The sequence below is a fragment of the Klebsiella sp. SYXHC3 genome (assembly GCF_057196925.1).
Genome location: NZ_JBXUNG010000001.1, coordinates 1,140,111 through 1,153,979 on the forward strand (window position 1 = coordinate 1,140,111; position 13,869 = coordinate 1,153,979).

The 13,869-nt window shown below is 42.6% G+C and carries 12 protein-coding genes; 1 reads left to right on the plus strand and 11 read right to left on the minus strand.

The window, feature by feature from the left end; translation table 11 throughout:
- Window positions 1–501: 501 nt before the first annotated feature.
- On the plus strand, window positions 502–1,506 hold the full coding sequence (locus tag AC2CGP_RS05650; protein WP_045361515.1) for an NAD-dependent epimerase: 1,005 nt from the start codon (window positions 502–504) through the stop codon (window positions 1,504–1,506).
- A 318-nt stretch (window positions 1,507–1,824) separates the two neighbouring features.
- Here the strand turns inward: AC2CGP_RS05650 and ugd are convergent, their stop codons facing one another.
- The 11 genes from ugd to AC2CGP_RS05705 all read right to left on the minus strand — a co-directional run bounded on the left by ugd (window position 1,825) and on the right by AC2CGP_RS05705 (window position 13,866).
- On the minus strand, window positions 1,825–2,991 hold the full coding sequence (gene ugd, locus AC2CGP_RS05655) for a UDP-glucose 6-dehydrogenase (RefSeq protein WP_045361590.1): 1,167 nt from the start codon (window positions 2,989–2,991) through the stop codon (window positions 1,825–1,827).
- Between the two features lie 162 nt (window positions 2,992–3,153).
- A complete protein-coding gene (gene rfbK, locus AC2CGP_RS05660; protein WP_484502292.1) occupies window positions 3,154–4,524 on the minus strand; it encodes an O9 family phosphomannomutase RfbK in 1,371 nt (456 codons plus the stop codon).
- Window positions 4,525–4,547: 23 nt separating this feature from the next.
- Window positions 4,548–5,963, minus strand: a complete 1,416-nt coding sequence (locus AC2CGP_RS05665; RefSeq protein WP_475702493.1) for a mannose-1-phosphate guanylyltransferase/mannose-6-phosphate isomerase — start codon at window positions 5,961–5,963, stop codon at window positions 4,548–4,550.
- Window positions 5,964–6,177: 214 nt separating this feature from the next.
- On the minus strand, window positions 6,178–7,584 hold the full coding sequence (gene gndA, locus AC2CGP_RS05670) for an NADP-dependent phosphogluconate dehydrogenase (protein WP_475702492.1): 1,407 nt from the start codon (window positions 7,582–7,584) through the stop codon (window positions 6,178–6,180).
- 163 nt (window positions 7,585–7,747) lie between these two features.
- Window positions 7,748–9,151, minus strand: coding sequence for an undecaprenyl-phosphate glucose phosphotransferase (gene wcaJ, locus AC2CGP_RS05675; protein WP_475702491.1), 1,404 nt, complete (start codon window positions 9,149–9,151; stop codon window positions 7,748–7,750).
- A gap of 276 nt (window positions 9,152–9,427) precedes the next feature.
- Window positions 9,428–9,922 (minus strand): glycosyltransferase, encoded by a 495-nt coding sequence (locus AC2CGP_RS05680; protein ID WP_475702490.1) that lies wholly within the window; start codon window positions 9,920–9,922, stop codon window positions 9,428–9,430.
- The gene (locus tag AC2CGP_RS05685; RefSeq protein WP_475702489.1) at window positions 9,922–10,368 is read right to left on the minus strand and encodes a hypothetical protein; all 447 of its coding nucleotides are present in this window, start codon (window positions 10,366–10,368) and stop codon (window positions 9,922–9,924) included. The genes AC2CGP_RS05680 and AC2CGP_RS05685 overlap by 1 nt, the downstream gene beginning before the upstream one ends.
- A gap of 12 nt (window positions 10,369–10,380) precedes the next feature.
- Window positions 10,381–11,313: a glycosyltransferase family protein gene (locus AC2CGP_RS05690; RefSeq protein WP_475702488.1), complete on the minus strand. Its 933-nt coding sequence runs from the start codon at window positions 11,311–11,313 to the stop codon at window positions 10,381–10,383.
- Between the two features lie 67 nt (window positions 11,314–11,380).
- Window positions 11,381–11,929 (minus strand): acyltransferase, encoded by a 549-nt coding sequence (locus AC2CGP_RS05695; protein WP_077258622.1) that lies wholly within the window; start codon window positions 11,927–11,929, stop codon window positions 11,381–11,383.
- Complete coding sequence (locus AC2CGP_RS05700) at window positions 11,913–12,767, minus strand: polysaccharide lyase (protein ID WP_475702487.1); 855 nt, start codon at window positions 12,765–12,767, stop codon at window positions 11,913–11,915. Before AC2CGP_RS05700 ends, AC2CGP_RS05695 begins: the two co-directional genes overlap by 17 nt.
- Window positions 12,724–13,866, minus strand: coding sequence for a polysaccharide pyruvyl transferase family protein (locus AC2CGP_RS05705; protein ID WP_475702486.1), 1,143 nt, complete (start codon window positions 13,864–13,866; stop codon window positions 12,724–12,726). The genes AC2CGP_RS05700 and AC2CGP_RS05705 overlap by 44 nt, the downstream gene beginning before the upstream one ends.
- Window positions 13,867–13,869 lie beyond the last annotated feature (3 nt).

Sequence of the window (13,869 nt, forward strand, 5' to 3'; positions counted from 1 at the left end):
CTCTATGTTTTAGAGTCGACATTCCATCAGGTTTGTCTCATTTCAGGCCACATAACCCCCCTCTTTGAGGCGTAACTCCACTTGAGTTATCCTACTGGAACCCAGCATCACCCTTGGCTGTATATCAGCCTATTATGGTAATAGAATCAGTAAGTTGCAATGTAAGCTTCTTAAACGGACACCATGTGAATGAAACAGCAGCATAGTATACCCCCGGGCTATGAGAATAAAAGAGAAAAAGCACTATCAACAGGTAAAGGAGATGCTTACTACCGTTATGTCCAACTCTATTTAAACATCCAGCTACAACTAAATACATACGTACACCAATGTGAGTGATTTTCACTCTCATATAAGACCACAATCCCCTGATGTTTGGCTTTTAACGTTTTTCCTCCAGGCCCTTTCCTAAGCATCAAGTAAACAAGGTGATCCATGCATCCGCCCTGTGTACAATAGGTGCTTATAAGTAGTGGGACATAACGTTCCTGGAGGATATGAATGAAATTTTTAGTCACTGGAGCTGCAGGCTTCATCGGCTTCCATGTATGTCAGCGCCTGCTGGAGTCTGGTCATGAGGTTGTTGGCATCGACAACATGAATGACTATTACGATGTTAGCCTCAAACAAGCGCGTCTGGATCTCCTGAAAACACCTTTGTTCAGTTTTTATAAAATTGATCTCGCTGACCGGGTAAACATGGAGCAACTTTTTGCGTCAGAGAAGTTTAATCGAGTCATTCACCTCGCTGCGCAAGCAGGGGTACGTTATTCGCTGGAAAACCCACATGCCTATGCTGACGCTAATCTGATGGGGTTCCTGAATATCCTCGAAGGTTGTCGTCATACTAAAGTTGAGCATCTGGTCTACGCATCATCCAGTTCTGTTTATGGCTTAAATCGTAAGATGCCGTTCTCAACTGACGACTCGGTGGATCATCCGGTATCGCTGTACGCGGCGACTAAAAAAGCCAACGAGTTGATGGCACATACTTATGCGCACCTGTATGGTATTCCGACAACCGGGCTACGTTTCTTTACCGTCTATGGTCCCTGGGGGCGCCCGGACATGGCATTGTTCAAATTTACGAAAGCCATGCTCGAAGGTCAAAGTATCGACGTCTACAACTACGGAAAAATGAAGCGAGACTTCACCTATATTGATGACATCGTCGAAGCTATTGTTCGTATTCAGGATGTCATTCCGCAGCCAGATCCAAACTGGACGGTTGAAGCTGGCTCACCGGCAACCAGCTCAGCACCTTACCGCGTATATAACATTGGGAATAGTTCGCCGGTCGAGTTAATGGATTACATTACTGCCCTGGAAGAGGCTATGGGAATGGAAGCGAAGAAAAATATGATGCCAATGCAACCGGGCGATGTACTGGAGACAAGCGCTGAAACGCAGCCGCTGTATGATCTGGTTGGCTTTAAACCGCAAACATCAGTAAAGGAAGGCGTGAAGAACTTTGTCGAGTGGTATAAAGCTTACTATAAATCCTGAGGACCGTTTCAGTAACAAAGTCGCTCTATTCAATTAGCGGCTTTGTTACATAAGAATGATTCATGCAATATTCATTTGGCCTTCATTGCCCTTCCTTAAATTCTTTGCAGATAGCAAGCATGTAATTTTTTAGTCAGAATGCCGCGAATTATGCTATTTCGATGTCGTTCAGCAGAACTTTTCGACATTACTACTCATTTCTTTTTGCAATTCAGGATTGTTGCCAGGAGGACACAGGAAAGGTCACAAAGGAAGAGGATGTGATGGCAGAACGCTAAGTTGTACCATTGAGCGTTCTACCATCTTAAAGAAGGTTAATCAGTCATTACCAAAGAGATCACGAGTATACACTTTGTCTTGTACATCCATCAACTCATCGGCCATTCGGTTAGAGATGATGACATCGGCTTCTTGTTTGAAAGCATCCAGATCACGTACTACCCGCGAATTAAAGAAATCTTCTTCTTTCATCACAGGTTCATAAATAATAACAGGAATCCCTTTAGCTTTAATTCGTTTCATGATTCCCTGGATGGAAGATGCCCGGAAGTTATCAGAACCACTCTTCATAATTAAGCGGTATACACCGACAACTTTTGGTTTCCGAGCCAGAATAGAATCAGCAATGAAATCTTTACGAGTACGGTTGGCATCGACAATTGCAGAAATAATATTGTTCGGTACGGACTCATAGTTCGCCAACAGCTGCTTGGTATCTTTCGGTAAGCAGTAACCACCATAGCCAAAGGACGGATTGTTGTAGTGGTTACCGATACGTGGATCCAGGCAAACCCCTTCAATGATCTGTTTGCTATTCAGCCCCTGACTTTCAGCATAGCTGTCAAGCTCATTGAAATAGGCCACCCGCAGCGCCAGGTATGTGTTAGCGAACAGTTTGATCGCTTCAGCTTCCGTGGAGTCGGTAAACAGAGTCGGAATTTCCTGCTTGATCGCCCCTTCTTTTAAGAGTTCAGCGAAACGCTCGGCACGTGCAGAGCGCTCACCGATAACAATGCGCGACGGATGCAGATTGTCATATAGAGCCCTCCCCTCCCGCAAAAACTCCGGAGAGAATATGACGTTGTCGATACCAAAACGCTCCTTGATGTCGCGAGTAAAACCAACCGGTATTGTTGATTTTATAATCATTACCGCTTGAGGATTAATCTCAGTGACATCACGAATGACGGCTTCGACAGTAGACGTATTGAAATAGTTTGTCTTGGGATCATAGTCGGTCGGGGTAGCGATAATGACATAATCAGCATCACGATAAGCATCATACTTATCCGTAGTGGCGCGGAAGTTAAGTGGTTTATCTGTAAGATACTCCTGGATTTCTTTATCAACAATCGGGGAGATCTTCTGGTTAAGCATATCAACTTTAGCTTGTACGATATCTAATGCGACCACTTCGTGGTGCTGAGCGATCAGGATACCGTTCGAAAGACCAACATAACCTGTACCGGAAATAGTAATTTTCATTCGATCACACTTAAATAAGTTAACTGGATAATGGCGGAAAGCCACAAAATTAAAAATGCTGTTGGCGGTTTTACGCTCTGACCAGAGGGATGTCAAGAATAAGCCATAAGGTCAATAATACATTAAAAGTCTAACCTTATGGCTTCTATCACAGCTCGCGCATTATTTGAGTAGTGCTAAGATCTCTTCAGTTTTTACCTTCATTAACGTGTCATCTGCTCTGGACTCAACGTTCAGACGCACCACCGGCTCCGTGTTGGACGTGCGCAGGTTAAAGCGCCACTCAGGATATTCAATACTGATCCCGTCCGTTGTGTCGATGTCGATGGCCGCCGGCTCATACTGCGCCCGGATGCGGGCGATCGCTTCCGCCGCATTCCCCAGCTTGCGGTTGATCTCCCCCGACGCCGGGTACGCCGCCTGGCGGTCCGCTACCAGCGATTTCAGCGAACTGTTCTTCAGGCACAGCAGCTCCGCCACCAGCAGCCACGGGATCATCCCGCTGTCGCAGTAGGCGAAGTCGCGGAAGTAGTGGTGCGCACTCATCTCACCGCCGTAGATGGCGTCTTCCTGGCGCATCCGCTCTTTGATGAACGCATGCCCGGTCTTCGACATCACCGGCTGGCCGCCGCTACGGGTCACGATGTCCACCGTGTTCCACGTCAGGCGCGGGTCGTGAATGATTTTCGCCCCCGGCTGCTTCTGCAGGAACGCTTCCGCAAGCAGGCCGACAATGTAGTACCCCTCAATAAACGCCCCCTCGTCATCGAACAGGAAGCAGCGGTCGAAGTCGCCGTCAAAGGCAATCCCCATATCCGCCTGATGCGCGCGCACTGCGTCGGCGGTGTCCTGACGGCACTCCGGCAGCAGCGGATTCGGGATACCGTTCGGGAAATGGCCGTCCGGCTGGTGATGCACCTTGATAAAGGTCACTGGCGCCCCGGCCGCCGCGAAGCGTTTCTCCACCTCATCAATCACATGCCCCGCCGCCCCGTTGCCGGAGTTCACCACCAGCTTCAGCGGACGGGTGAAGTTCGCCAGGTCCACGTAACCCATCAGGTGGTCAACGTACTCCTTCAGCACCGAAATCTGGCGCAGGGTCCCGCGACGTGCCGGGTCCACCGGCGGGAACTGGTTTTCCTCCGCCAGGCACTGAATATCGCGCAGCCCGGTATCGCCGCTGATGGGCTTCGCGTTCTCGCGCACCAGTTTCATACCGTTGTAGTTCATCGGGTTGTGGCTCGCCGTCACCTCGATACCGCCGTCCACCCCGAGGTGGAAGGTGGCAAAGTAGATCTCTTCGGTACCGCTCAGACCGATATCCAGCACATCGGTGCCGGCGTCCATCAGCCCTCGGGCCAGCGCCAACTTCAGCGACTCGCTGGTGAGGCGCACATCGCCCCCCACCACTATCTTCCCGGGTTTCAGAAATTCGCCGTAGGCGCGGCCGATACGGTAGGCAATGTCCTCGTTTAGCTCATCACCAAGCTCACCACGGATGTCATAAGCCTTAAAGCATGTTAACTGTGTCATTCTGCATCTTGTCCCGAAAAAAATTAGCAACGACCATACTGATCTTTAATACGGATAATGTCGTCCTCACCGAGGTAAGACCCCGACTGGATCTCCAGTACTTCCAGCGGAATGCGGCCCGGATTCTCCAGGCAATGCTCAGCGCCGATGGGAATAAAGGTGGACTGGTTCTCGGTCAGCAGGAACTGCTTGCCGTTAACCGTCACCTGCCCGGTACCGGCGAGGATCACCCAGTGCTCGGCGCGGTGGTGGTGCATCTGCATCGAGAAGGCGCCGCCCGGTTTCACTGTGATGCGATTAACGTTAAAACGGGGTGTTTGGACCACAACGTCGGAGCGGCCCCAGGGACGGTAAATCTCGCGGTGTCGCTTGTACTCGCTGCGCTGGTTTTCTTTCAGGAATTCAACAGCCTTCTTAACGTCCTGAGAGCGATCGCGGTTCATCACCAGCACCGCGTCCTTGGTACTGACAATCACCAGATTCTCCACACCAATAGCGGCTACCAGTTTTTCATCACTGTTGATGTAGCAGTTCTGACTGTTGTGCACCCACGCGTCGCCGCTAAGTACGTTACCCTGTTCATCTTTTGGACTGACGTCCCACAGGGCGGACCACGAGCCGACGTCGCTCCAGTCGGCATCGAGACCGACCACCACCGCGTCGGCAGTTTTCTCCATCACCGCGTAGTCAACTGACTCATCAGGACATTCGCAGAAAATGTCATGCGGGATGTTAATGAAATCACTGCCGTTGTCGGCTGCACTCACAGCAGCCTGGCAGGCTTCCAGGATATCCGGACGAAACTTGGCCAACTCAGAGATATACTTTTTCGCCCGGAACATAAACATGCCGCTATTCCAGTAGTATTCACCAGAGGCAAGATAAGCCTGAGCACGCTCCATGTCAGGCTTTTCCACAAAACGGGCAACCTGGTAAGGCGTATGCTCACCTTCATTTAGCGCCGTACCACGTTGGATATAGCCGTAACCGGTTTCAGGCGCATTCGGTACAATGCCGAAAGTTACCAGATGGCCTGCATCGGCATACTGTTCGGCAACACGGATAGCATCGTGGAAAACCGATTGGTTATTGATGATATGGTCAGCCGCCAGCACCAGCATCAACGGGTCGTCACCATTACGCATAGCCTGAAGAGCCGCGAGCGCGATGGCCGGGGCGGTATTGCGACCGACGGGCTCAAGGATGATGTTATTCGTCAGTTTGTTCAGCTGGCGCAACTGTTCTGCCACCAGGAAGCGATGCTCTTCGTTACAGATAACCATCGGCTCATGAATTTCAAGGCCCGAGAGTCGGGTGATGGTTTCTTGCAACATAGAGTTCTGCCCAAACAGGCGGAGGAACTGTTTCGGATAAAGCTCACGTGACATCGGCCAGAGACGACTGCCGGTACCACCAGCCATTATCACCGGAAGTAACATATTAATATCCTTTAGTTAAAGCTCAGTTATTTAACGCTCAGTAAATTACTGAGGCCAGAAGCAGACTGATATAGGCGTATGAGTTAATAAGTATGGTAATTATTTAAAATTAAAGATTAGATATATTTTTAGAAGGGAATATTTTAGTCAATTAATAAAATAGAAGATATATTTAAAGCAGTCAGGCCAAATGGCCTGACTATGACAGATAATATTATTCCAACCATTCAGTATGGAAAATACCTTCTTTGTCTGTACGCTTGTAGGTGTGAGCACCAAAGTAATCACGCTGAGCCTGAATCAGATTAGCTGGCAGAACTGCGGAGCGATAGCTATCGTAGTAGGCAATTGCTGCAGAGAAGGTCGGTACTGGAATACCATTCTGCACAGCATAAGCAACCACATCACGGAGAGCCTGCTGATAATCATCAGCAACCTGTTTAAAGTATGGCGCCAGCAGCAGGTTAGCAATCCCGGCATTTTGCTCGTAAGCATCGGTGATTTTCTGCAGGAACTGCGCACGAATGATACAACCAGCACGGAAAATCTTAGCGATCTCGCCGTAGTTGAGATCCCAGTGATATTCATCAGAGGCGGCACGTAACTGCGAGAAGCCCTGAGCATAGGAGACAATCTTACCGAGGTACAACGCGCGACGCACTTTCTCGATAAATTCCGCTTTATCACCAGCCGGCTGAGCATGCGGGCCGCTCAGCACTTTCGATGCCGCTACACGCTGGTCTTTAAGAGAAGAGATATAACGAGCAAACACGGACTCCGTGATCAGAGACAGAGGTTCGCCTAGATCCAGAGAGCTCTGACTGGTCCACTTACCGGTCCCCTTGTTCGCAGCTTCATCAAGAATAACATCGACGAGATATTTACCCTCATCATCTTTCTTGGTGAAAATATCTTTAGTGATGTCGATTAGGTAGCTACTCAGCTCACCTTCGTTCCATTCGGTGAAGGTTTGCGCTAGCTCTTCATTGGACAGCACCAGACCACCTTTCAGCAGCGCATAGGCTTCTGCAATCAGTTGCATATCGCCATACTCGATGCCGTTATGAACCATTTTCACATAATGGCCAGAACCGTCAGCCCCGATATAAGTGACACAAGGTTCGCCATCCTCAGCAACCGCAGCAATCTGCTTCAGTATCGGAGCAACCAGTTCATAGGCTTCTTTCTGGCCACCAGGCATGATGGAAGGTCCTTTAAGAGCCCCCTCTTCACCACCGGAAACGCCAGTACCAATGAAGTTAAAACCTTCAGCAGACAGCTCACGGTTACGACGGATGGTGTCCTGGAAGAATGTGTTACCACCGTCGATAATGATGTCGCCTTTATCAAGATAAGGCTTCAGCGAATCAATAGCGCTGTCAGTGCCAGCTCCAGCCTTAACCATCAACAGGATACGGCGTGGCGTTTCGAGGGATTCAACGAACTCTTGTACTGTGTAGTAAGGAACTAGTTTCTTGCCGGGATTTTCGGCAATCACTTCTTCAGTCTTTTCACGTGAGCGGTTGAAAATGGAGACGGTATAACCGCGGCTTTCGATGTTTAGCGCAAGGTTGCGCCCCATCACTGCCATACCGACAACCCCGATCTGTTGCTTGGACATTACATACTCCTGTCAGGTGTGGTCACTGCGACATATGCACAGCTTAAATGTGATGATAATGTTAGCTCAAAGCATAGGGTCCTCATAGCGAAAATTGATTAGTTGGCATAAAATATAACCCTATAGAACTAGAAATGAACAACGTGGAATATAAAATCAAAAGCTAATATGCAGATTTATTTATAAAACCCTTAAAAATAGTTAGAAAAATTATTTTAAGATCTAGCCAAATACTCCATCCACGGATGTATAACAAGTCATACTCAACTCTTTTTTCCATCTTTTCAAGTGTATCAGTTTCACCACGCCAGCCATTTATTTGCGCCAATCCTGTAATACCAGGTTTAACTTTGTGTCGAAGCATATATCCCTGAATCAAGGTACGGTACTGTTCATTATGGGAAACAGCGTGCGGTCTTGGTCCTACAACAGACATTTGCCCAAACAACACATTGAAAAACTGAGGGAGTTCATCAAGAGATGTGCTCCGCAAAAACTTGCCAACTTTGGTAACCCGGATATCATTCTTAGTTGCCTGAACTACCTTATCATCATTCTCCATTACAGTCATAGAGCGAAACTTCCAGACTTGGATAGGTTTGCCATCCATACCATATCTAATTTGTTTAAATATAACCGGACCATTGGAGCTTAATTTTACTGCCAATGAAATTATTAAAAGAATTGGCGAAATGAATAACAAAATAATCGAAGAAACCAAAATATCCTCAAGCCGTTTGAATACCATATTGATGCCATTCAAAGGAGAATCAAATAGAGGAACAACTGGCAAACCATTAATCTCCTCTGTCCTTGACTGAAGAATGTTAAAGGTGAAAACGTCAGGAATTAAAAGAACCGAACACGTAGTATCAGCTAATTGACTAACAATATTATTTATTTTCACCTCATCTTTCATGCTCATCGCAATATAAATGCGGTCAATTTTACCATCTCGTGCATTTATAATTAACTCTTCCGTAGTTCCAGCATATGGAATATTTGCATAATCAATGTCACTTCGTGGTTCATCATCATATATACCACTGACAACAAAGCCGAGCCAAGGTGCCTCAATAAAGCCTTTAAGTAAATTAACGCCTGCGGGTAAAGATCCAACAACAGCCACTCTTCGGGTATTATAACCAAGTTTACGAAGAATGCCTGCAAGTAAACGAATAGATAAACGACATGCAAGGAATCCGATACTAACAAAAAAATACCACTGGATAAAAAAATAAAAATTCATCTCAGTAGATAAGTCTAAAGACAAAAGCCCCAAAGTAATTAAAGAACAAAAAGACCAATTCTTAAGAAATAAATTAAATTCAGTGGAAAAAGCAACCCCACGCCACGACCGATAAAAGTCAGTAATTCCTCCTATCATCTGAAATATTGCTAATGCTAATAATGGCATCAATATATGATGATAGTCAAAGTTTATAGAATTGATTATGCAAACCAAATACAAACCGAAAAATATTATAATCACATCCGAGAAGCGTTGAGCCATTGAAATCAATGAGGCATTGGCATTTGAACGATTGCGATGATTAAAAGTAGACATGGAAATTTCCTTTAGATATAGACATGTATAACCTCAAATCAATCTATATGTACATCCTAACTGAATAAGCCATATTAATAATCATAATGTAGATATATGTTTAATCAAATATTTCACCATAATCAACAAGCATTATCAAAATATTGTTTTATATGCATATCTATAGCAAAACCGATATCATTTATCACTTAAGAGAAAAATATTTATTTAACTGCCATAGGTTACAAAACTAAAATTAACAATGCTAATATCAAAAGTGAAATAAAACTTACAACACTACAGAAGGGATATTTGTGAATTAAGATATTTTATTAATTTATCTCGTTCAGGGTAAGCAGTTTTGCTTGTGTTGTCACAATAACCGCTAGCTAACTCAATGGCTTTACAAAAAGAATCAAAATCATTTGCCACAAAAACATTACTTAGTGAAGAGAATCGGTTCGCAGAATCAGTTTGATGATCATTTCTATGTTCATTTAATGAACCAAGTCGAGGAACAATTACTATCGGTTTATTTAATTCAATAGCCCTAATTATATTCCCCATCCCCGCATGAGAAATAAAAACCGAACATTCATCAATGTACTTTGAAAATTCTTCCTCAGAGACAAACATTCTGACTAAAATATTATCTAGTTTTTTAGAATTAACCTCACCACCGGATTGTATAACTATTCTCTTTTGCTGTTTGTTTACAAATTCAGACCAGCGATATAAATAATCCACTAATCTAGAAAAAGGAAGTTGAGTGCCTACACTACAAAAAATCATTAAATAACCCGCCCGTGGTAACTAATTTTTTTTCCATCGCCAAGATGGCCCCATTGTGTCAAGACCTGATTACTAAAAAATCGTGCCAGTCTTCCAGATAATGATAACTTCTCAGTATTTGCTATACTATCAATCCAAATAGTTTTTCCTCCTAATAGTCTAGTAAAAAGCAGACATAAAAGTCCAGGAGCTGCTCCTGTTGAGATAGCTAGTGTAGGCCTGATCTTAAAAATATATAGAAGAATTATAATACTACCCATCAATATTTTGAATGGCTTGCTTTTATTGAAATCAGGTATAGTTTTTACATCCTTCCCTAAACATCTAATTCCATCAGAAGTAGAGGCGATATGAAATTCATGCCTTTCCAGTTTTAGTTCTTTAATTATTCGTGTCAACTGGACCCAATGCCCACCACCAGAGCTAACAAATAAAATCCGTCCCATCTTATAACCTCGTTATATTGCGTTGAAATCCGTTATTTTTCTTTTGATCTTTTCAGCCTGATATTTCCATCTGTTTTTACGCTCTGATTTTAATATTTTAGTTTTAACATGTAATTCTTGGGTATGCTCAACAGCATAAACGCAGCCCATACTTATAGACTTAGCGTCAAGGGATTCAACAAAAATCGCAGCATCACCAAATAGGTTTCGAAGAGTTGTAGTGTCTGATAAAACCATTGGTTTATCAGCACTTAAAGCTTCATTAGAAACACTTAGTTGCACATTATCACGTGTGGTCAACCCCAAAATTACGCTACTAGATAAGAACAAATCATCGTAAGCCTTTTTGGTTAAATATCCAGTAAATATTACATTGTCAGGAGCTAGTTTTATTACATCGGGAGAAATTTTTCCATTATGGTTTCCGGTAATATTGAAAGTTATATGTGGAAGCTCTTTCGCAGCACAAAGGACGACATCGAGGGGTTCATCGACATCAAATGAACAAGGAAATAAAATAGTGTTCTTTAAAGATTCACTATTCCCAGTTGAGTATGAGAAAGGCATATCTTCAAGAACAAAAACATTTTTTTTATTAATACCTTTATATATCAACTCAGTTTTAACCTGCTCATTATGAGCAACAAGAATATCTATTCTATTAAGCGCAGAACGTACAAATGGGAAATTAAACCATTTTGGCCTTAATGCACTATTATGAAAGTCACCAATCAAAAAAACACTGTTCCTTCTTAAACGTTTGTAAGCGATTCCAACAAAAACCATAAATGTTGGAGGTAATTGCATCCACACTACATCTGGTTTTTCACGCGCTAATATATTTATGGTCTTGATTATCTTTATAAGATAATCAAGTGGTTTTAATAATTTATGTCTAAATTTAGTAGTAATATAATAATCGCTATACTCCCAAAATTCTTTCATAACATCAGCTCTTCGCTGAAAGCTAACCCATGCAATCATAACGGATCTCACAGACACCTCTTAAATATTAAATGGCAAACCATACAGGAAAAGATGCTTCATATTTAATGTCACGTTTTCTATGGCATATGAATTTGGCTGGACTTCCCCCCCAAACTTCATAACTAGGAATGTTTTTTGTTACTACACTTCCCGGATATACGACAGCTCCTTCAGCAAGAGTAACACCTGGCATTATTAATACATTAGGAAATACCCATGAATTTGACCCAATTTGTACTCTTCCTTTTACAAGCTTTGCAAATGGATCATCTAAATCATGACCCATTGTATAAATTTTAACGCAATGCGAGATATTAACATTATCACCAATATCTAACCCACCTCTATTATCCAGAAAGCAGCCATAGTTAATCGTTGAATGCTTACCTATTGATAAACTGCCGATATCAAATATTTTAACTTTGCGATGAACCGTACTCTTATTTCCCACAATAGCTCTAAATAAAACACGTAACAAGAATCGCCTAACCACAAAAAAAGTCGATAGTGATAAGATAGCATTTAGAAAACCTATAATCACTTTTTTAGCATTCAACTTAATCAGTTTCATCATGTTCGCATCTCATTTGCTTTGAGAACCAATCCGATATTTTAATATCCTTGAAGTCAAGATACTGGAGTTCCTTAGGCGCAAAACTAGGATTATTGCCACCATAAAAAGTTGAAAACAGGACGCCGTCGATTTTTAAATTACGAGTTTTTCTGAATAAAACATCCCGCCTATCAATAACTAATTTATTGTTAACCCATAACTTCACAATTCCATTTTGAAAATTAACCGTATTGAGCTTAACTTTAAGAGTTATATTTTGCCATTCTCCGCGAGGATAAAACCATGGCAAGCCAGATAATCCAACCCCCCACTTCTGTTTTTTGTCTTCCTGAGGAAGATATGCATAAACTTTGCCCATACCATTCTCTACCCAAAGTAAACGAACACTGAATCCATCATATCCGTTTGGTATTTTTCCTCCAGTATTTCCATTTCCACCATATAGACCTGGTAACTTTCCCCCTTTAACGAAATCAAAAGATTTAGGAAATCGAACAGAATACTGTATAATAGCACATTCCTTATTTCTACTATAAAACGGGGCCCATTTAAAATTCATCCCTCCAGATGGAAGATGTTTACTTTTCATCGATTGAGGATCAAAGGAACCTGCTGGATAATACACTCTGAACGCACCTTCCTTTTCATCGAATACATAATAATTCCGGATCCCTTCAATATTCAGAATATCTTGTTTAAAAGTATCGTTAAGACCTAATTTTTTAAAATCCAACTCATCTGCTAAAGATTGTCTAGGCATTATTAAAGATAAGGCTATGCAGATAACGTTAAGATCAAACGTTATCCTTAAGCCATTTTGTAAATTCATCAATTGCATCTTTCACCTTTTGATGATTTTTAGTTATCTCTTGTTCCAAATTAACTCTTAACTGTTCTTTATCTTTCCTGAAACAGATCAATGCTTCATCAAAAGCTTTATGTTCCGCTATTTTCACTATAATATTTCCGTCCGAAATCATATCATGAACTTTTAGCAGTTTATTCTCAATTGCAACAGCAATTGTTGGTACACCTAAAGAAGCAGGAAGCAGTACACCATGCGCTCTAGAGCTGATGATAACTTCACTATTGCCAACGAATTCATTCATGAATTCAACTATCGAATAGTTTCTTGCATCCCAAACCAGCCAGTCAATATTATCATTTTTTGCAATTAAGTCCTCTTCACGTTCTTTATACACTGATACGAACCGAACCTTTTCACCATTATTAATCAAATAGTTACCAAATTTAATCAACTCTTTAGTAAAATCCTGCCCATTCTTATCATGTGGCCAATCTCTTAATACAATTGAGATATACCCCTTGTCAGAATAGTATGGCTTTTTTATCTGATTAGGGTACCAAATGTCAGATAATAAAGTAGGATCAGTAAATTCTGAAACAGACTCATTGCCAAGCATTTTACAATAGGCTTTACTTTTATCATCCCTAACCGAAACATAGTCACATTTATTTATTATTTCAACTGCACGCTGATATCCCTTGCCGTGATTATCAAATGGTCCTAAGCCAATACAAAATGCAGCAAGTTTCCTTGGTATATAAATTTTATCTAACCCGCCGCACGAGGATACCTTCAGTCGTTCTATCGCAGTGAATAGATTTTCTTGGGCTTTTATAGATTTTATAACTTTAGAAATTAAACTCGATTTGACTCCGGGAGGTGGGTTAAATGAAAAAAATTGCCCCCCCCCACCAAACACAACAACATCCGCTGAGATAGGTTTTTTTATATGTATCCAGTCAATATTAGAATTATATTTTCTTGCTAGTGATGGGTGTTCAACCCCTACTGAAATAAATTTTTCCGGCACTACCTTCTTTACTATATTTATAACACTCAACATCAGTACATCATCACCGATATTACCAGGGGCATACGCGCCACGAATATATATTTTATTTTTTTTCATGAA